Raw genomic sequence first — 19,858 nt, 5'->3', positions numbered from 1 at the left:
TGGAGTGATTTACGGGGTGACGAGGGGCTGGGCGACCACAATTACATTGCTGGCAGGCGCGGCCCTGGTTCCGCTGTCAGCGGCCGCGCAGATGAGTCAGCCCAAGCCGGGGCAGGGCGCGCCGTCGCGCCTGCCGACGCCCCAACCGGTGGCCGAGCCGGATGCGTCGGAGACTCTGATCGTCCCTGATGCGGAATTCGAAAAACAGGTTCCGCGACTGAGCGACGATCCCGATGCGCCGCTCGAATCGATCGAGGATTTCCAGACTCCGCCACCAGCAGCGACCACGTCCGCCGAACCCGCCCGGACGCTTCCACAGGCAGACCCGGCGGCGCAGGACAGCGAACTCGCCCAGCCGCTGCCGCCGCTTGCCGGCTTTGACGCGGCACCGGTGCAGATCGCTGGCGTTGACGACGCGCCGGCCGCCGAAATCCGATATCAAACGCTGGTCGAGGGCCTCGGCGCGATCGGGCTTGAAGGGCGGTTCAACGCTCTGTCGGCGCTGAAGGACGATCGCGACGCGCCCAATGCCGCAGTGATCGCCGCCCGCGCCAAGGAGGATGAGGCGCTGGCGGTCCGGCTGATGCACGCAATCGGCTATTACGACGCCACCGCATCGTCGGCGATTGAGCAACTGCCCGATCAGGGCGGCGTTCGCGTCACGCTGACCGCGATACCCGGGGCGATCTACAATCTGGGCGCGATCATCGTGAAGGCTGATCCCACCGTCCCGATTGGACTGATCGAGCGCGAACTGGCGCTCGCGCTGGGTCAGCCGATCGATGCCGAGCGCGTTCAGGGCGCGGAGGCCAATGTCGCGCTGAGACTGCCGCAGCAGGGCTATCCCTTCGCCGAGGTCGGCCAACGCGACATCCTGCTCGACGAGGTGACGCATGTGGGGGACTACACGCTGCCGGTAACGATCGGTCCGCGCGGCAGCTTCGGCCGCATCGTGACCCAGGGCGATCCGGTGTTCGAGCCGCTCCATATCGAGCGTCTGCGTCGATACAAGGAAGGCGAGTTGTACGACGCGCGCATGGTCGACGATCTGCGCCAGGCGCTGGTCGCGACAAGCCTGTTCTCATCCGCCGGCGTCGAGCCGCAGCGGACCGGGCGGCCCGGCCCCGATGGCACCGAGCAGGTCGATCTGCTCGTCACCCAGAACAAGGGGCCGCATCGTACGCTCGCGGGCCAGCTCGGCTACGGCACGGGGCAAGGGTTCACGATCGAAGGCAGCTGGACGCACCGCAACCTGTTTCCGCCCGAAGGCGCGCTGATCGTGTCGGGCATCGCGGGTACGCAGCAGCAGGGGCTTGGCGTCACCTTCCGCCGATCGAACGCCGGGCGGCGCGACCGCACCGTCACCGCGATCGCCTCCGCCAACCGGCAGAATTACGAAGCGTACGAAGCGTTCACCGGCACGCTTTCAGGCCGGATCAGCTATGATTCGACGCCGATCTGGCAAAAGCGCTGGACCTATTTCTACGGGTTCGAGCTGGTCGGCACCAACGAGGACGTGTTCGACTTCGCGCTCAACGATCGCGTGCGGCGGACCTACGGCATCGCCGCCTTTCCCGCCTTCCTCGGCTACGACACGTCGGATGACCTGCTGAACCCGACCCGCGGATTCCGCGTCAAGCTGAACCTCAGCCCCGAGGCATCGGTCAATCGCGGCACGCGGCCCTATGCCCGCACCATGCTGGAGGGCACCGCTTACTATCCCGTCGGCGGCAACATCGTGATAGCGGGCCGGGCGCGTGTCGGATCGATCGCGGGCATCGGGCGCGACGAACTGGCGCCGTCGCGGCGCTTTTACAGTGGTGGCGGTGGATCGGTTCGCGGCTTCGGGTTCCAGCAACTCGGCCCCAGGACCGAGGAGCCCAATCCGAAATATGATCCGGACGAGCCGGACAAGGAGCCGCTGACCATCTTTCGCCCGCTCGGTGGCCGCAGTTTCAATGAGTTCGCGCTGGAGGCCCGTTACCGTTTCGGCAACTTCGGCATCGTCCCGTTCGTCGATGCGGGGCAAGTGTACGACACCGCGCTGCCCAAGGGCTCCGATATCCGGTTCGGCGCGGGCATCGGCGGGCGGTTCTACACCAACTTCGGCCCGATGCGCGTCGATGTGGCGACGCCGATCAACCGCAAGCAGGGCGAATCGAAGATCGCGGTCTACATCTCGATCGGGCAGGCGTTCTGATGGCGGAGGACGAGGCCATCGTCGTGCGCCGCCCGATGTGGCAGACGGTGGCGAAATGGGCGGGCATCGCGATCGCGGGGCTGGTCCTGCTCGCGATCCTGCTCGTCTTCGCCATTGATACCCAGCCGGGGCGGCGCTTCGTCGCCGATCGCCTTGCCGGCTATACGATGGAGAACGGCATCAACATCCGCGTCGGTCGCATCGAGGGATCGATCTATGGCGACATGACGCTGCGCGACGTGCGAGTACACGATCAGCGCGGCACGTTCCTGACCTCTCCCGAACTGCGCGTCGACTGGCGACCGTTCGCGTTCGCGCGCAACCATATCGACGTGCGCACGCTTTCCAGCCCGCTGGTCCGCATGGACAGGCTGCCGGAGCTGAAGCCCGTCCCGAGCGATCCCGACGCGCCGATGCTGCCCGATCTCGACATCGACGTGGGCCGTTTCGCGATCGATCGGATAGAGCTCGGCCCGGCGGTGAGCGGCGAGCGCCGGCTTGCGCGGGTGAACGGCACCGCGCATATCGCCGACCGGCGTGCGCAGGTGATGCTCGACGGCGCGACGCTGGCCGCGCCGGGCATTGCCGGCGGCGACCGGATCGCGCTGAAGCTGGACGCGGTGCCCGACGACGACAAGTTCGACCTCGACCTGCGGCTCGACGCACCGGCGAATGGGCTGATCGCAGGCATGGCCTCGCTGAAGGCGCCACTGGCGATGCAGGTCGGCGGGCGTGGAAGCTGGCAGGCATGGTCCGGCCGCGCGCAGGCGACGCTGGGCGGCCAGGGCCTCGCCGATCTCGGCATCACCGGTCGCGACGGGCGGTTTGAGGTGAGGGGGACGACTCGGCCGGGACTGTACTTGGAGGGACCGGTTGAGCGGCTGACCACGCCGCTGCTGAATGTCGCGATCGACGCCGCGCTGGCCGGACGTCTCGCCGATGTGAAATTCAACCTGAAATCGGATGCGCTGCAAGTGACCGGCGACGGCAAAGTCGATTTCGCCCGCAGTCGTTTCGGCGGCTTCCGGGCCGAGGCTATGCTGCTGACGCCGGGCGCGATCGCACCGAACCTCAACGGCCGATCAGTACGAGCCACGGTCGCGCTCGACGGACCGTTCGCGACGCCGGTGGTCGATTACAAGGTCCAGGCGGCGGCCCTCGGCTTTGGCGAGACGGTGGTCGAAGGGCTGTACGCCGAAGGGCGCGCGCGGATCGATGCGGATCGCATCATGGTGCCAATCGCCGCGCGCGCCGCGCGGGTGAGCGGGCTCAACGCCGCGGCCGGCGGCCTGCTGACCAATGTTGCGATCAACGGTGATCTGGCGATCAACAACGGCACCGAAATCCTGTCGGACAATCTGCGCATCCGGTCCGATCGCATCGACGCCACCGCGATCATCGCCGCCAACATGGCGACCGGCCGCTATGCCGGCGCGCTGAAGGGTCGCGTCAACGATTACCGGGTCGAAGGGTTCGGCATCGTCAACCTCCAGACCGACGCCGAGCTCTACACCGCGCCCGCCGGCGGCTTCGGTATCCGGGGCCGCGTGGTCGCGCAGACAGCGCGCATCTTCAACGACGGCGCGCGTGAGTTCCTGGGCGGCAATGCGATTGCGCGCGTCAATCTCGACTATTCGCCAGAAGGTATCGTCAACTTCTCGAACCTGCGGGTAACGGCGCCGCAGTTCCGCGTGACGAACGGTTCGGGGCGTTACGATCCGGCCGGGCCGTTGCTGGTCAACGCCGATGCCTGGTCGGCCGCCTATGGCCCGATCAACGCGCGGGTGACAGGTACGCTCTACGCCCCCGTCGCGATGATCCGCGCCGCACGCCCGGGGCTCGGCGTCGGGCTGGCCGATGTCACCGCGACGATCCGTGGGCAGGGCGATCGCTATGCCATCCTCGCGCGTGGCGCGTCCGATTACGGTCCGTTCAGCGCCGACCTGCTGCTGGCGACGGGGCCGCGCCTGACCGCCGATATCCGCAACGCGCGCTTCGCCGGCATCGATTTCCAGGGCCGGGTCGCACAGACCGGCGCGGGCCCGTTCGCCGGACAGCTCACCTTCGCCGGATCGGGCGTCAGCGGCAATCTGGGCCTGAGCGCGCAGGGCAATGTCCAGCGCGCCGACGTAGATGCGCGTGCGGCCAACGCGGTGATCCCCGGCACCGCCGGCCTGACGATCGGCCGCGCGATCGTGAAGGGCACCGCGATCCTCTACCCCAATCAGCCGGCGATCACCGGTGACGCCCAGGTCGCCAGTCTGCGGATGGGGGATTTCCTGCTGCGTACCGCACGCGCGAAGATCGACTATCGCGGCGGCAACGGCACCGCGCAGGCGTTCGCCGAGGGATCGTCGGGCGTGCCGTTCCGGGTGGGCGCGAACGCGCGCTTCACGCCGAAGCTGTGGCTAGCGGCGCTGCAGGGCACGGCGAACGGCATCAACTTCAAGACGGCGACGCCGGCGCGGATCGAGCCGGCAGGCGGAGAATATCGCCTGCAACCGACGCGGATCGATTTCGACCAGGGATCGCTGCGGCTTGCCGGCACCTACGGGCGCGGCATGGCGCTGCAGGCGCGGCTCGACCGCCTCGATCTCGCGATCGCCAACGCCTTTGTGCCCGGCCTGGGCATCGGCGGGCAGGCGACCGGCAGCCTGGATTTCAGCCAGCCGACCGGCGCCAGCTTCCCGCAGGCCGACGCCAAGTTGCGCATCGCCAGCTTTACCCGATCCAGTCTGGCAGCGGTATCGACGCCGGTGAACATCGTCTTCGCCGGGCGCCTTGTGCCCGATGGCGGCGAGGCCAGGGCATTGATCCAGCGCGGGACGACCACGGTAGGTCGGATGCTCGCCACGCTGCGCCCCCTCCCGCCTGGCGCGGGAAGCTGGACGACGCGGCTGATGTCCGCGCCGCTCACGGGTGGCATCCGCTACAACGGCCCGGCGGCGGTGCTGTTTTCGCTCGGCGGTTTCGCGGACCAGCAGTTGTCCGGCCCGATCGCTGTGGCCGCGGACTTCAGCGGACGGGTGTCCGCGCCGCAGCTCAACGGCGTGGTCCGCGCATCGGACCTGACCTATGAGAACGAGACGTACGGCACGCGCCTGACCAACATGGCAATCGACGGGCGCTTCACCAACGACCGGTTCGAGCTGACCAGCCTCACCGCGCGGGCCGGCGACGGCACCGTCAAGGCGCAGGGCACCGTGGGGCTGGCCGCCGATAGCGGCTTCCCGATCGACGTTCGCGCGACGCTCGATGACGCCCGGCTCGCCCGCAGCGACGCGCTGGGCGCGACGGCCACCGGCACGATTCGGGTGACCAATGGCCGGAACGGCGGACTGATCGAGGGCGACCTGTCGATCCCCGAAGCGCGCTACGAGATCATCCGCCAGGGCGCAGCCGATGTTCCCGAATTGACCGGCGTGCGGCGCAAGAGCGATGTGGCGCGGGCGGCGCGCGACGCTGACGAACGGCGTACCGCGCCGCCGGGGCTGTTTCGCCTGGCGATCCGCGTCCGCGCCGACAACCGGCTTTACGTATCGGGCATGGGGCTTGAATCCGAATGGCTCGCCGATATCCGGGTCGGCGGGACCTCCGCCGCGCCGAGCGTGACCGGCCAGGCGCGGGTGGTGCGCGGCACCTACAGCTTCGCCGGCAAGCGCTTCGACCTGACGCGCGGCATCGTTCGCTTCGAAGGCGGACCGCTGGGCAATCCGATTCTCGACATCGCGGCGACGACCAGCACCGGCGGGGTGACCGCGACGATCACGATCGGCGGCAATGCGCTCAACCCGCAGCTGGCCTTCACCTCGACCCCTGCGCTGCCGCAGGATGAAGTACTTTCCCGCCTGCTGTTCGGCAGCTCGGTGACCAACTTGTCAGCCACGCAGGCGATCCAGCTGGCCGCCGCGCTCAATTCGCTGCGCGGATCGGGCGGCGGGCTCAACCCGCTCGGCAAGCTGCGCAGCGTGACCGGCATCGATCGCCTCCGCATCCTCGGCGCGGACGAGGCGACCGGGCGTGGCACCGCGCTGGCGGCCGGCCAGTATCTGACCGACGACATTTACATCGAGATCATCACCGACTCGCGCGGCTTCACCGCAACGCAGCTGGAGATCGCGCTCACCCGCGCGCTCAGCATCCTGTCGTCGACCGGATCGTTCGGCGGGTCGAACGTGAACCTCAAATACTCGAAGGACTATTGACGCTCGGCGCCGCGTAAACTTACATTGATGTCAGTAATTCGTGGGGACATCATGGAGCATTTCGACGTCGTCGTGGTCGGTGCCGGTATTTCCGGCATCGGCGCCGGCTACCACCTCCAGACGCTGTCCCCGGACCGCAGCTATGTCATCCTCGAAGGGCGCGAAGATCTGGGCGGGACGTGGGATCTGTTCCGCTATCCCGGTATCCGATCAGATTCGGACATGTACACGCTCGGTTACGGCTTCAAGCCTTGGACCGACGCCAAGGCGATCGCCGACGGCCCGGCGATCCTGTCGTACCTGCGCGAGACGGCGCGGGAGAACGGCATCGACCGCCACATCCGCTACGGGCATCGCGTGATCGCCGCCGCCTGGTCCAGCGAGGACGCGGTCTGGACGGTGACGGTCGAGCGCGGCGCGGAGTGCGAGCGCGTGGAGTTCACCTGCGCCTTCCTGTTCATGTGCTCGGGCTATTACGACTATGCGAAGGGGCATGCGCCCGAGTTTCCCGGAGCGGAGGACTTCGCCGGCCGCATCGTCCAACCCCAGTTCTGGCCCGAAGATCTCGACTATACCGGCAAGCGCGTGGTGGTGATCGGCAGCGGCGCGACAGCCGTCACCCTGGTGCCGGCCATGGCGAAGACCGCGCAGCATGTGACGATGCTGCAGCGATCGCCGACCTACATCGTCGCGCGGCCGAGCCAGGACGCCATCGCCAACGGGTTGCGGCGCTGGCTGCCGGCAAAGGCGGCCTACGGCCTGACGCGGTGGAAGAATGTGCTGCTCGGCCAGTTCTTTTTCGGGCGGATGCGCAAGCACCCCGACAAGGCGAAGGCGCGGCTGCTCGGCTGGGTGCGCGATCATCTGGGGCCGGATTACGACGTCGATCGCCACTTCACGCCGCGCTACAACCCGTGGGACCAAAGGCTGTGCCTGGTGCCCGACGCCGATCTGTTCGCGGCGATCAAGGCGGGGGATGCGTCGGTCGTCACCGATACGATCGAGACGTTCACGAAGGACGGCATCCGCCTGTCATCCGGTCAGGAACTGCCCGCGGACATCATCGTGACCGCGACGGGCCTGGAACTGCAATTGATGAGCGGCGTCGCGTTCAGCGTGGATGGGAACACGATCGATCCGGCCAAGTCGCTGGGGTACAAGGGGATGATGTTCTCCGACATCCCGAATCTCGCGTCGTCGTTCGGCTATACCAACGCATCGTGGACGCTGAAGGCGGACCTGACCTGCGCCTATGTCTGTCGCCTGCTCAACACGATGCGCGCGCGTGGCCTGCGCCAGGCGACGCCGCGTGTCACCGATCCCGAGGTGCAGCCGGAGGATTTCCTCGATTTTTCATCCGGCTACGTCCAGCGCGCGCTCGAAAAATTCCCGAAACAGGGATCGAAAGCGCCGTGGAAGCTCCACCAGAATTACCTGAAGGACCTGCTCGCGCTGCGCTACGGATCGGTCGACGACGGGATGGAATTCTCCAACCCCGAGCCCGCGCGCAAAGCCGCCTAGCCAGCCGCCCGCGACTTCAGCAGCGCGCTGCGCAAGGCTTCACAGACGATCTCGCCGCGCTGGTTGATTAGGCGGTGGCGGAAGGTGACGATGCCCTGGCCGGGCCGCGACTTCGACGGGCGGAGTTCAACGATTTCGGTCTCGGCGCGCATCGTGTCGCCGATGAACACCGGGTTCGGCATCACGACCTTGTCGTAGCCGAGGTTGGCGACGAGCGTGCCCAGCGTCGTGTCGCCGACCGACAGTCCGACCATCAGCGCGAAGGTGAAGGTGCCGTTGACGAGGATGCGGCCGAATTCGCTCGCCTTCGCGGCTTCGACGTCGAGATGGAGCGGCTGCGGATTGTGGGTCATGGTCGAGAACAGCAGGTTGTCGGTCTCGGTGACGGTGCGGGTCAGGTCGTGGCGAATGGTGTCGCCGACCTGCCATTCGTCGAAATAGCGTCCGGCCATATCAGGAAATCCGTTCGTGCTGAGCGTGTCGAAGCACTGTCTTTCCGCCTCGACCCGTCGGCTTGCCGCGCGAAGAAGGGCGGCCCTTCGACAAGCTCAGGGCGAACGGGGAGGGGATGGCCCTCATGCTTCGACCCGCTCCACCCGCACCAGCATCCGGCCTTCGCCGACCTGCTGCTCCACTTCGGCATCGAGTTCGGCGACGATGCCGTCGAACGGGGCGGTCAAGCCATGCTCCATCTTCATCGCCTCCAGCGTGACGAGTTTCTGGCCCTTGGTGACCGACTGGCCGGCCGTGACTTCGACAGCGGTGACGCGGCCCGGCATGGGAGCGAGGATCGCGCCGTCGGCGGCGGCGGCGAGCGAAGAACCCGGTTCTGCGCGAGCATGCTTTAGAACGAAGCTGCGCCCTTCGTCATCGACGAGGAAGCCGCCCGGCACGGTTTCGACCCAAGGTAACGTCGAAACTGATGGCTCTCGAAAAGTTACATCATAAGTCGTCGTTCCATCCGTAAACGTCACCAGCGTGGGTTTCCTGTCGCTATTGACGCGCAACCCGGCAAGCCCGTCCAGCCGGATCGGATCGCGGCCAAGATATGTCGTTCGAATGTCGCGTGGTTTCCCACCGAAGGTCTCGTCGACGATCATCATCGCAACCGCCTGCAACGCATCGTCGCTTGGTCGCTCGTCAGGTAGAAGATCGTCGATCTTTCGTGCGATCAGTCCGGTGTCCACGGCACCAGAAGCAACGTCGGGGTCATCAAGCAACGCTGCCAAGAATGCAGCATTTGTCGTGACAGGCCAGCAGCGCACATTCGTGCACGTTTTCCGCAAGCCGGTCCGCGCGCCGTCCCTGTCGGATGCCTTGACGATCAGCTTGGCGATCATCGGGTCATAAAACGGCGAGATTGCATCGCCCTCGACTACCCCGGTTTCGATCCGACCGTTCGTGCGCCAAGCCGTCGATAGATTGAAGTGAGTCAACGCCCCCACGCTCGGCAAGAACCCCTTCGCCGGGTCTTCCGCATAGAGCCGCGCCTCGATCGCCCAGCCGTCGATGCTCAGTTCGTCCTGCCGCTTCGGCAACGGTTCGCCAGACGCAACGCGCAATTGCCATTCGACTAGGTCGACGCCGGTGATCTCTTCGGTCACCGGATGTTCGACCTGGAGCCGGGTGTTCATTTCCATGAACCAGATGCGGTCCGCCCTCAGCCCCTCGCTGGCGTCGGCGATGAACTCGATCGTGCCGGCGCCGACATAGTCGACCGCCTGCGCCGCGCGGACCGCCGCCGCGCAGATTGCCTCGCGCGTACCTTCGTCCATGCCGGGGGCGGGAGCTTCCTCGATCACTTTCTGGTGGCGGCGCTGGAGCGAGCAGTCGCGTTCGAACAGGTGGACGACGTTGCCGTGCGTGTCGCCGAACACCTGCACCTCGATATGGCGCGGCGACAGGATGTATTTCTCGATCAGCACGCGATCGTCGCCGAAAGACGACGCTGCCTCGCGCTGGCAGGACTGCAGCATTTCATCGAATGCTTCCGCAGCATCGACGCGGCGCATGCCCTTGCCGCCGCCGCCCGCCACCGCCTTGATAAGCACCGGATAGCCGATCGCGTCAGCCTCCGCGCGCAGGCGTTCGGGCGACTGGTCCTCGCCCAGGTAGCCGGGCGTCACCGGCACGCCGGCGGCGATCATCCGCGCCTTGGCGGCGTCCTTCAGCCCCATCGCGCGAATGCTGTCGGGATTGGGGCCGACCCAGATCAGGCCGGCGTCGATCACTGCCTGGGCGAAGTCCGCGTTCTCGCTCAGGAAGCCATAGCCGGGGTGGATCGCCTCAGCCCCGGTCGCCTTGGCCGCGGCGATGATGCGGTCGCCGACCAGATAGCTTTCGCGTGCCGGGGAGGGGCCGATGTGCACCGCTTCGTCCGCCTGGCGGACGTGGAGCGCCTTGGCATCGGCGTCCGAATAGACCGCGACGGTGCGGATTCCCATGCCGCGCGCGGTACGGATGATGCGGCAGGCGATCTCACCGCGATTGGCGATCAGGAGCGACGCGATCACGGCTCCACACCCGCGAACGTTGAGAAAGTTGAGAGTTGTGACGCGTGATGGAAAGGTTCGGCCGGCATGGTGATGGGATAGCGAATGCCGGCCGTGTAGGAAAATGGTTTCAGGGCGCGGGGCAGTCGGTGCTGCGCTGGGTCCAGGTCAGATTGTGCACCTTCCACCCGCCCGCATCGCGGATCAGATCGACATGGTTGGTGCCGCAATGCGTCAGCCGGCCGTCGGCGAAGAAGACGTAGCTCGACCAGATCATCGCGATATCGCCGTCGATCTCGACGACCGGGTTGATCAGCCGTTCCTCCAGCCGCTCCGGCCCGTCGCGCAGCCCCTCGGCGAAATCGGCCCAGCTGCGCGCGCGCACCGCCTGGCTGCCGTCGGGCATCGCGATGACGGCGGTGGCGCGGCCTCCGGGACGTGTCTGGGCGAGAATCGTGGGCGCGTCCTTCGCGGTGATCGCGGCGAACATCCGCTCGACGGGGGCGAGCACGGCGGCGGTCTCCGCATCGGGCGGGGGCAGGGGGATCGCCTTGGGAAGTGGCTGGACGGGCGTGGTTTGCAGGAGGAGGGCGAGGAGGAGGGGCATGAGGCTTCCTTCAATCCTCCCCGGAACGGGGAGGGGGACCGTCCGCAGGACGGTGGAGGGGGCCCCGCTCACGACAGAGCGAGACAATTGCGGTGATGACGGCGTCCGGATGTCGTAGAACGTCAACGGCGGGAATACGCACGGTCATGAAGCCGCGGTCATTGAGCGCCTTGTCGCGGATGGCGTCGCGCGACGGTTGAAATCCGCGGCTATGCGCTTCGCCGTCCACCTCGATCGCGAGCCGGGTTTCGAGGCAACAGAAGTCGAGCTTATACCCTCGCTGCGGTGTCTGACGGCGAAACTTGAAACCGCCGGGGCGAGTGCGAAGCTGCTGCCAGAGCAAAACCTCGGGCAGGCTCATCCGACCGCGCAATATGCGAGCCTGCTTAACATGCTTGATCGGCGCACGAAGGATTTCGGGCTGGCGCGGGCCCCCTCCACCGCGCTGCGCGCGGTCCCCCTCCCCGTGCCGGGGAGGAATGTTGTCACCCGCGCCCGTCACATCCGGAACACGCCGAAGCGCGGGGCCTCCGGGATCGGGGCGTTGAGCGTCGCGGCGAAGGCCAGGCCCAGCACGTCCCTCGTCTGCGCCGGATCGATGATGCCGTCGTCCCACAGCCTGGCGGTGGCGTGCCAGGGCGATCCTTGCGCTTCGTAATCTTCGCGGATCGGCTGCTTGAAAGCTTCTGCCTGTTCGGGGGTCCAGCTTTCCGCGTCGCGGTGAACCGTGGCCAGCACCGACGCGGCCTGTTCGCCGCCCATCACGCTGATCCGGCTGTTGGGCCAGGTGAACAGGAAGCGCGGCGAATAGGCGCGGCCGCACATGCCGTAATTGCCGGCGCCGAAGCTGCCGCCGATCAGCACGGTGATCTTGGGCACGGACGCGGTGGCGACGGCGGTGACCAGCTTGGCGCCGTGCTTGGCGATCCCCTCCGCTTCATATTTCCCGCCGACCATGAAGCCCGAGATGTTCTGAAGGAACAACAGCGGGATGCGGCGCTGGCAGGCGAGCTCGATGAAATGCGCGCCCTTCTGCGCGCTCTCGCTGAACAGCACGCCGTTGTTGGCGAGGATCGCGACCGGCAAGCCCCATATGTGCGCGAAGCCGCAGACCAGGCTGGTGCCGTAGAGCGGCTTGAATTCGTGAAATTCGGACGCGTCGGCCAGCCGGGCGATCACTTCCCGCACGTCATAGGGCGCCCGCACGTCCTGGGGCACGACGCCGTAGAGTTCCTCGGGCGCGAATTTCGGCGGGCGCGGGTCGCGGACGTTGACGTCCGGCGAGCCTTGCGGTTGCAGCGTCGAGACGATGTCGCGGACGATGGTCAGCGCGTGTTCGTCATTCTCCGCGACGTGATCGACCACGCCGGAGCGGCGGCCGTGGGTGTCGGCGCCGCCCAGTTCCTCGGCCGAGATGACCTCGCCCGTCGCCGCTTTCACCAGCGGCGGGCCGGCGAGGAAGATCGTGCCCTGGTTGCGGACGATCACGGTCTCGTCGGACATGGCGGGCACATAGGCGCCGCCGGCGGTGCAACTGCCCATCACGCAGGCGATCTGGGGAATGCCCTTCGCCGACATGTTCGCCTGGTTGAAGAAGATGCGGCCGAAATGCTCGCGATCGGGAAACACATCGGCCTGGTGCGGCAAATTGGCCCCGCCCGAATCGACGAGGTAGATGCACGGCAGGCGGTTCTCGGTCGCGATCTCCTGCGCGCGCAGGTGTTTCTTGACCGTCATCGGATAATAGGTGCCGCCCTTCACCGTCGCGTCGTTGCAGACGATCATGCACTGGCGGCCGGAAACACGGCCGATGCCGGCGATCATGCCGGCGCCGGGCACCTCGCCCTCGTACATGTCGCAGGCGGCGAGCTGGCCGATCTCCAGGAACGGCGAACCGGGATCGAGCAGCCGTTCGACGCGGTCGCGGGGCAGCAGCTTGCCGCGTGACGTGTGCCGTTCGCGCGCCTTTTCGCTGCCGCCAAGCGCGGCCTGCGCCACGTCGATGCGCAGACGCTCGACAAGTGCAGCATTGTGCGCAGCATTGGCGCGGAAATCGGCCGCGTCGGCGGAAAGGCGGGTGTCGAGGACGGGAGCGCTCATGAGCGTGGGTTAGCGGCGCGCGGCGTGCAAGGAAAGCTTGGCGGCACGGCGGCCGGCGCGATAGGCTGGGGCAAACGGGGGAGGAGCGGGCATGCGGGTGTGGTGGATCGCGGCGGCAGCGCTGGCGCTGGCGACGGCGGGGACGGCTTCGGCGCAGGCCGAACGGGGCTGGACGCGCGCCTGGACGTCGAGCCTGTGGCCCGCCGATCCACCACAGGCGGATGTGGTGGAGAGCGCGACGATCCGCTCGCAGGTGCGGGTCGGCGCGGGCGGCCCGGCGTTGCGGCTGCGGCTCGGCAATGATTACGGAACGGCGCCGGTGCGGATCGGGGCGGCGACGATACGGCGCGCCGACGGGCGGATCGCGCGTGTGACGTTCGGCGGCGCCGGCGCCGCGCGGATCGAGCCGGGCGCGCCGCTGGTCAGCGATGCGGTGGCCTTGCCGGTCGCGGCGTTCGAACTGGTCGAGGTATCGCTCTATCTGCCCGATCGCGTCGCGCTGGTCACCACCCATGGCGCGCATGGATCGCCCACCGCCGTCTCGCCGCCCGGCGACCATAGCGGCGCAGCGTTCGAGGCGGCGCGCAGCTTCGGCTTTCGCCCGCTGATCGCCGGGATAGACGTGCAGGCCAGGCTCGCGCGGCCGGTGGTGGTCGCGTACGGCGATTCGATCACGGACAATACATGGTGCGCCAACGCATCGCCGGTCGTGTGTCGCTGGGGCGACGTACTGGGCCGGCGGATGGCGAAGGCGGGGATGCCGCATGTGGTGGTGACGCAGGCAATCGGCGGCAACCGCGTGCTCAACCGCGGCACCGGGCCGAGCGCGCTCGAACGCTTTGACCGCGACGTGCTGGCGGTGCCCGGCGTCACCCATGTCGTGCTGCTGGAGGGGATCAACGATCTGGGATCGATGGCGCCAGACAACCCGTTCACCGCCGAAGACCTGATCGCCGCCTATCGCCAGATGATCGCGCGCGCGCACGAACACGGGATCAAGGTGTTCGCGTCGCCGATGCTGCCGTGGCAGGGCTGGCGCCGGTACAGCCCGGAACGCGAGGCGATGCGCCTGAAGGTCAACGACTGGATCCGCACCGGCGGCGCGTTCGACGCTGTGATCGAGCTCGATCGGGCGGTCGCCGATCCCGCCGACCCGACGCGGCTCAAGGCCGAGCTTCAGAGCGGCGACGGCATCCACCCCAACGCGGCGGGCGAAACGGCGATGGGCGAGGCGATCCCGCTCAGGCTGTTCCGCTAACGGTTCAAAGCCGGTCGATCCGCGCCAGGCGTCGCCCGGTGCGGACGGTCTGGATGACGAACAGCGAGATCAGTAGCGCAGCGACCGCGCCGACGATCAGGTCGTAGCCGGTGAATCCGCTGTAGCTGGCGCGCGCGCGGCCCATCACCCACATCGTCACCGTCATGCCGACGAGCAGCAGGCGCGCTTCGGTCGGTCCTGCCGCGACATAGGACAGCTTCAGCTCGCCGGTGACCCGCGCGCTGAGGAACGTGTGGATCGACAGCAGCAGATAGCCGGCCAGCGCGGCCATCGCGACGTCCATCGTCACGAACGGGCTGAGGCCCAGCCCTGAAAGGATCAGCAGCACCGCCAGCCCGTCGCAGCTGTGATCGATGAAATAGCCGTAGGACGGCCGCTCGATCCGCCGGAACCGCGCGAGGCTGCCGTCAAGCGAGTCGCCGAACCAGTGGACGGCATAGCCGGCGATCGACAGCAGCAGCCAGTCGATGTCGATCAGGCTCAGCACATAGCCGGCGAAGATCATCACCGCGCCGGCCAGGCCAGTTGCGGTCAGCGTGTCGGGCGTCACCCACGCCGGCAACCGCGCGCAAATCCACGTCAGCAGACGGCGTTCCTGCCGCGCGAGCAGATTGTCCTGCACGCGTGCGAGGGGCTGAACGTCTTTTGCCGGAATCATGCGTCCCTATCGGTGGTTATCGGGCGCGATGCAAATTGGGACGAGCAGCCACCGCGTAGCTAGCTCCAGGGTTTCCAAGACAGATGCGCGGGCATTGCGTCACCGGCGGCCCAGGATATGAGCGCCCCGAGGACATCATCCAGAGACAGGCTCTCGCTGCCGTCGCGATCGGCGGCGCGGTAATGACGCCGGCGATCCCCGTCGCGGCGTTCAAGCAGATAGCCGTCGCCTTGTGATAGAGTCTGGATGTAGATTTCCGGCGCTTCCTCGATGACGAGGAACTCATCGACGGCGAGCCCGATGACCTGCTCGAAGACGGACTGGGCGGTGACGGGCCCTGTTACGGGATTGCCGTTAGCAAGCAGCGTGACCGGTCTCGAGAACTGGCGGTCAAAGCGGGCGGGCAGTGTCGAGGGCCGTGCGACGGCGCGAGGCGACGCGGTTTCCTTGAGGAACCTGACCAGAGGGTCGGCGTCGCGGCGGCTCCTGTGCGAAAGCCAGAGGATCAGGGGGATCAGCGCGAGAAAGAACAGGAGGACGGCGGATTGTCCGGGGTCGGCGAAAGCGATCGCGGCCATCACGAGGCCGAGTATCGCGATCCATATCGTGCCGTTGAGGTCTGACCCCGCACGCCCCCGGATGCGACTGCCGGACCCTTCATCCACGATCCGGGCGAGAATCATCGGCCCGTAGCGGTCGAACGCGCTGCGCCAGAGGCACAGATATGGACCGACGATCCAGCCGCGTGCGCCCGTGCCTGCATCGAACCAACCCGTCAGCCTGGCGCGGATCGCCGCCTTGAGCGCCGAAGGGCGCATCGGCGACGGAATGTCGATCGGATAGCCGAAGGGCTGGAACGCCACGAGGAAGTTACCCCCCGATCAACTCACGCCCGATTAGATACCGCCGGATCTCGTTGGTTCCCGCGCCGATATCGTAGAGCTTGGCGTCGCGCAGGAAGCGTTCGACCGGCCATTCCTTCGTATAGCCGGCGCCGCCCAGGGCCTGGATCGCCTCCAGCGAGGTCTTCACCGCATTCTCGCTGGCGAGCAGGATCGCGCCCGCCGCGTCGAACCGCGTCGTCTTGCCGGAATCGCACGCGCGGGCGACGGCATAGACATAGGCGCGCGCCGAATTGAGCGCGACGTACATGTCGGCGACCTTGGCCTGGATCAGCTGGAAATGGCCGATCGGCTGGCCGAACTGCCTGCGGTCGCGGACATAGGGCAGGACGACGTCGAGGCAGGCCTGCATGATGCCGATCGGCCCGGCGGCGAGCACCGCACGTTCATAGTCCAGGCCCGACATCAGCACCTTCGCGCCCTCGCCGATCCGGCCCAGCACATTCTCGGCTGGCACCTCGCAATCCTCGAACACGAGTTCGGCGGTGTCGCTGCCGCGCATGCCCATCTTGTCTAGCTTTTTGGAGACCGAGAAGCCGGGCATGTCGCGTTCGATCAGGAACGCCGTGATGCCTTTCGGTCCCGCCGCAGGATCGGTCTTCGCATAGACGACCAGGGTCGAGGCGGTCGGCGAGTTGGTGATCCAGAACTTGGTGCCGTTGAGCACGAAGCGGTCGTTGCCCTTGGCCTCCGCCTTCAGCTTCATCGACACCACGTCGCTGCCCGCGCCGGCCTCCGACATCGCGAGGCTGCCGACGTGCTCGCCCGAGATCAGCTTCGGCAGGTAGCGGCTCTTCTGCTCGGCGTTGCCCCAGCGGCGGATCTGGTTGACGCACAGGTTGGAATGCGCGCCGTAGCTGAGGCCCACCGAGGCGGACGCGCGGCTGACCTCTTCCATCGCGACGCAATGTTCGAGGTAGCCGAGGCCAAGCCCGCCATATTCCTCCTCCACGGTGATGCCGTGCAGGCCGAGTTCGCCCATCTCGGGCCACAGATGCTGCGGGAAGGCGTTGCTTTCGTCCACCTCCGCGGCGATCGGCGCGATGCGATCGGCGGCGTAGCGCGCGGTCGTCTCACGGATCATGTCGGCATTTTCGCCGAGCCCGAAATCGAGCGTCGCTTCCATCATTCTCTCCGTGCGTAGCGTGATGCCCCAGGATTGGGGCACGCGGACGGCTAGGGCAAGCCCATCTACGGCGCACTGCGCAATCGCCATTTGCCGCGCGATCCGCGTCGGCTATGTCGCGGCATTCGGGGGGACATCATGGCATCGGTCACGCACGCATGAGCATTCGGCAGCATCGCCGCGTCCTGCTCGCCAGCTTCGTCGGCACGGGAATCGAATTCTACGATTTCTACATCTACGCGACCGCCGCCAGCCTGGTGTTCGGCGAGCTGTTCTTTCCGTCGCACGATCCGGCGTTGCAGCAGATGGCGGCGTTCGCCACGCTGGCCGTCGCGTTCTTCGCCCGGCCGGTGGGGGCGGCGTTTTTCGGCCATTTCGGCGACCGGATCGGGCGCAAGTCGACGCTGGTCGCCTCGCTGCTGACGATGGGCGTGTCGACAACGCTGATCGCCTTCCTGCCGACCTATGCGATGGCCGGCTGGCTCGCGCCGCTTGCCTTGTGCCTGCTGCGGTTCGGCCAGGGTTTCGGGCTGGGCGGCGAATGGGGTGGGGCGGCCCTGCTGGCGGTGGAGAATGCGCCGCCGGGATGGCGCGCGCGGTTCGGCAGCGCGCCGCAGATGGGTGCCCCCGCCGGGTTCATAGCCGCCAACGGCCTGTTCCTGATCCTGATCGCGGTGCTGACGCCCGAACAGTTCCGCGACTGGGGCTGGCGCCTGCCGTTCATCATCAGCGCGCTGCTGGTGGCGCTGGGCCTGTGGATCCGGCTGAAGCTGACCGAGACGCCCGAATTCGCTGCCTCGCTGGAAGAAGCGCCGCCGCCCAAGGTGCCGCTGGCCGAACTGGTGCGCAATCACGGCGCGATGCTCGTGGGCGGCACGATCGGCGCCGTGGCGTGCTTCGTCACCTATTACATCGGCACTGCCTTCCTGCTCGGCTACGGCACCAAGTCGCTGGGCTTCACCATGCAGCAATTCCTGACGATGCAGCTTGGTGCGATCCTGTTCATGGCGGTGGGCATCTACCTCGCGGCGTGGCTGGCGGATCGCCGCTATGACGAGCGCCGGGTGCTGGCCGGCGGATGCGTGGCGACGATCGTGCTGGGTTTCCTGATCGCGCCGATGATCGGTTCGGGGATGGCGGGGACGTTCGCGTTCCTCGCGCTGTCGCTGTTCGCGATGGGCTTCGTCTACGGTCCGCTCGGCGCCTGGCTGCCGGGGCTGTTCCCGCCGCGCGTGCGGTATACGGGTGCGTCGATGACGTTCAACATCGCCGGCGTGCTGGGCGGCGGGCTGACCCCGCTGATCGCCCAGGGGCTGGCGATCCGCGGCGGACTCGCGCCGGTCGGCCTTTATCTCAGCATCGCGACGGCGCTAAGCCTCGTGGCGCTGCTTATGCTTAAGCCGAAGCCGGCCGCGCCGGTGGTTATCGAAGGGGTGTGACCATGAAACTGCCGATCGCTTTCGCCCTGCTCGCCGCGACTGCGGCCACGCCCGCCGCCGCGCAACCCGATTATGCCGCGCAGGTGACGGCGGACTGGGACAGGGATCTGGGCGCGCTGTTCGACTGGTTCCACCGCAATCCCGAGCTGAGCTTCAAGGAAGTCAACACCGCCGCGCGGATGGCGAAGGAACTGCGCGCCGCCGGCGCGACGGTGACCGAGAAGGTCGGCGGCACCGGGCTGGTCGCGGTGATCGCCAATGGCGCGGGGCCGACCGTGATGGTCCGCGCCGACATGGACGGCCTGCCGATCAGGGAGGATTCGGGCCTGCCCAACATGTCCGTCGCGCGGCAGGTGGGCGTGGACGGTGTGGAAAGCCCGGTAATGCACGCCTGCGGGCACGACACCCATATCACCGCGCTGGTCGCCACCGCGCGCCGGCTGGCGGCGATGAAGGATCGCTGGAAGGGCACGGTCGTGATGATCGTCCAGCCCGCCGAGGAACGGCTGGGCGGGGCGCCGGCGATGATGAAGGACGGGCTCTACACGCGCTTTCCCAAGCCCGACTATGCTCTGGCGTTCCATGTCGATGCGGGCCTCCCGACCGGCAGGATCTCGGCGTCGGAGGGGATTTCGTCATCCTCGTCCGATTCGATCGACATCACCGTGCCCGGCGTCGGCACGCACGGTGCGGCGCCGCACATGGGCAAGGACCCGGTCTATATGGCGAGCCAGATCGTCATCGCGTTGCAGGGCCTGATCAGCCGCGAGCGGGCGCCGCTGCTGCCCGGCGTCGTCACGGTCGGTTCCTTCCAGGCGGGCACCAAGCACAACATCATCTCCGACGAGGCGAAGCTGCAGGTGACGGTGCGCGCCAATGACGAGAAGACGCGCGCCGACCTGGTTTCCGGCGTGAAGCGTGTCGCCGAAGGGGTCGGCCGATTGAACGGCATGCCCGATGCCAAGCTGCCCAGGGTAACGGTGGTCGAGGGTACGCCGACGACGATCAACGATACCGCGCTCGCGAAGCGGATGAACGCCGCCCTGGCCCGCGATCTTGGCGCGGCGACGATGGTGCCGTTTGCGCAGCAGGGGATGGGGGCGGAAGACTTCGCCTATTTCATCCAGCCGGAACTGAAGGTGCCGGGATATTATTTCCTGGTCGGCGGCACGCCGAAGGCCGCGCTCGATGCAGCGAAGGCCGGCGGCCCGCCGGTGCCGTCGCATCATTCGCCCTTCTTCAAGGTCGAGGCGAAACCCGCCGTCGTGCTGGGCGCCACCGCGATGACGGCGGCGGTGCTGGAACTGCTGGGGCCGGCGAAACGCTGAC

General features: G+C 67.4%; 14 protein-coding genes. 6 read left to right on the top strand and 8 right to left on the bottom strand.

The window, feature by feature from the left end; translation table 11 throughout:
• Positions 1 to 91 precede the first annotated feature (91 nt).
• From VYI76_RS08840 to VYI76_RS08830, 3 genes are read left to right on the top strand one after another with little or no spacing between them, the layout of a single operon-like run.
• Positions 92 to 2,200 carry an autotransporter assembly complex protein TamA gene (locus VYI76_RS08840; RefSeq protein ID WP_326524388.1) on the top strand — a complete coding sequence of 703 codons (2,109 nt, stop codon included), beginning with the start codon at positions 92 to 94 and terminating at the stop codon, positions 2,198 to 2,200.
• Entirely contained in the window at positions 2,200 to 6,405 is a 4,206-nt protein-coding gene (locus VYI76_RS08835) for a translocation/assembly module TamB domain-containing protein (protein WP_326524387.1), read from the top strand. The genes VYI76_RS08840 and VYI76_RS08835 overlap by 1 nt, the downstream gene beginning before the upstream one ends.
• 27 nt (positions 6,406 to 6,432) lie before the next feature.
• Positions 6,433 to 7,926, top strand: coding sequence for a flavin-containing monooxygenase (locus VYI76_RS08830; protein ID WP_326524386.1), 1,494 nt, complete (start codon positions 6,433 to 6,435; stop codon positions 7,924 to 7,926).
• Here VYI76_RS08830 and VYI76_RS08825 read toward each other — a convergent pair.
• From VYI76_RS08825 to VYI76_RS08805, 5 genes are all read right to left on the bottom strand, one after another.
• The gene (locus VYI76_RS08825; RefSeq protein ID WP_326524385.1) at positions 7,923 to 8,378 is read right to left on the bottom strand and encodes a MaoC family dehydratase; all 456 of its coding nucleotides are present in this window, start codon (positions 8,376 to 8,378) and stop codon (positions 7,923 to 7,925) included. The two genes, VYI76_RS08830 and VYI76_RS08825, sit on opposite strands and share 4 nt — an antisense overlap.
• Before the next feature lie 123 nt (positions 8,379 to 8,501).
• Positions 8,502 to 10,439, bottom strand: coding sequence for an acetyl/propionyl/methylcrotonyl-CoA carboxylase subunit alpha (locus VYI76_RS08820; protein WP_326524384.1), 1,938 nt, complete (start codon positions 10,437 to 10,439; stop codon positions 8,502 to 8,504).
• 109 nt (positions 10,440 to 10,548) lie between these two features.
• Entirely contained in the window at positions 10,549 to 11,025 is a 477-nt protein-coding gene (locus VYI76_RS08815) for a nuclear transport factor 2 family protein (RefSeq protein WP_326524383.1), read from the bottom strand.
• A gap of 10 nt (positions 11,026 to 11,035) precedes the next feature.
• Positions 11,036 to 11,425 (bottom strand): endonuclease domain-containing protein, encoded by a 390-nt coding sequence (locus tag VYI76_RS08810; RefSeq protein WP_326525074.1) that lies wholly within the window; start codon positions 11,423 to 11,425, stop codon positions 11,036 to 11,038.
• A 98-nt stretch (positions 11,426 to 11,523) separates the two neighbouring features.
• Positions 11,524 to 13,125, bottom strand: coding sequence for a carboxyl transferase domain-containing protein (locus VYI76_RS08805; protein ID WP_326524382.1), 1,602 nt, complete (start codon positions 13,123 to 13,125; stop codon positions 11,524 to 11,526).
• A 91-nt stretch (positions 13,126 to 13,216) separates the two neighbouring features.
• Here VYI76_RS08805 and VYI76_RS08800 point away from each other — a divergent pair, with 91 nt between their 5' ends.
• A complete protein-coding gene (locus tag VYI76_RS08800) occupies positions 13,217 to 14,383 on the top strand; it encodes an SGNH/GDSL hydrolase family protein (protein ID WP_326524381.1) in 1,167 nt (388 codons plus the stop codon).
• A 4-nt stretch (positions 14,384 to 14,387) separates the two neighbouring features.
• Here the strand turns inward: VYI76_RS08800 and VYI76_RS08795 are convergent, their stop codons facing one another.
• From VYI76_RS08795 to VYI76_RS08785, 3 genes are read right to left on the bottom strand one after another with little or no spacing between them, the layout of a single operon-like run.
• A complete protein-coding gene (locus VYI76_RS08795; RefSeq protein ID WP_326524380.1) occupies positions 14,388 to 15,062 on the bottom strand; it encodes a CDP-alcohol phosphatidyltransferase family protein in 675 nt (224 codons plus the stop codon).
• 59 nt (positions 15,063 to 15,121) lie between these two features.
• A complete protein-coding gene (locus VYI76_RS08790; RefSeq protein WP_326524379.1) occupies positions 15,122 to 15,925 on the bottom strand; it encodes a hypothetical protein in 804 nt (267 codons plus the stop codon).
• A gap of 7 nt (positions 15,926 to 15,932) precedes the next feature.
• Positions 15,933 to 17,090: an isovaleryl-CoA dehydrogenase gene (locus tag VYI76_RS08785; protein WP_326525073.1), complete on the bottom strand. Its 1,158-nt coding sequence runs from the start codon at positions 17,088 to 17,090 to the stop codon at positions 15,933 to 15,935.
• Positions 17,091 to 17,248: 158 nt separating this feature from the next.
• On the opposite strand from VYI76_RS08785, the gene VYI76_RS08780 reads away from it, so the two are divergent.
• Together VYI76_RS08780 and VYI76_RS08775 are read left to right on the top strand one after the other, a co-directional pair.
• On the top strand, positions 17,249 to 18,529 hold the full coding sequence (locus VYI76_RS08780) for an MFS transporter (RefSeq protein ID WP_326524378.1): 1,281 nt from the start codon (positions 17,249 to 17,251) through the stop codon (positions 18,527 to 18,529).
• Between the two features lie 2 nt (positions 18,530 to 18,531).
• Positions 18,532 to 19,857: an amidohydrolase gene (locus VYI76_RS08775; protein ID WP_326524377.1), complete on the top strand. Its 1,326-nt coding sequence runs from the start codon at positions 18,532 to 18,534 to the stop codon at positions 19,855 to 19,857.
• The last annotated feature ends 1 nt before the right edge of the window (position 19,858 follow it).

Origin of the sequence: Sphingomonas sp., assembly GCF_035910975.1 — a bacterium.
In the GTDB taxonomy this organism is placed as follows: domain Bacteria; phylum Pseudomonadota; class Alphaproteobacteria; order Sphingomonadales; family Sphingomonadaceae; genus Sphingomonas.
Note: the sequence above shows the minus strand (reverse complement) of the source record. Positions and strands in the feature narration are given on the sequence as shown.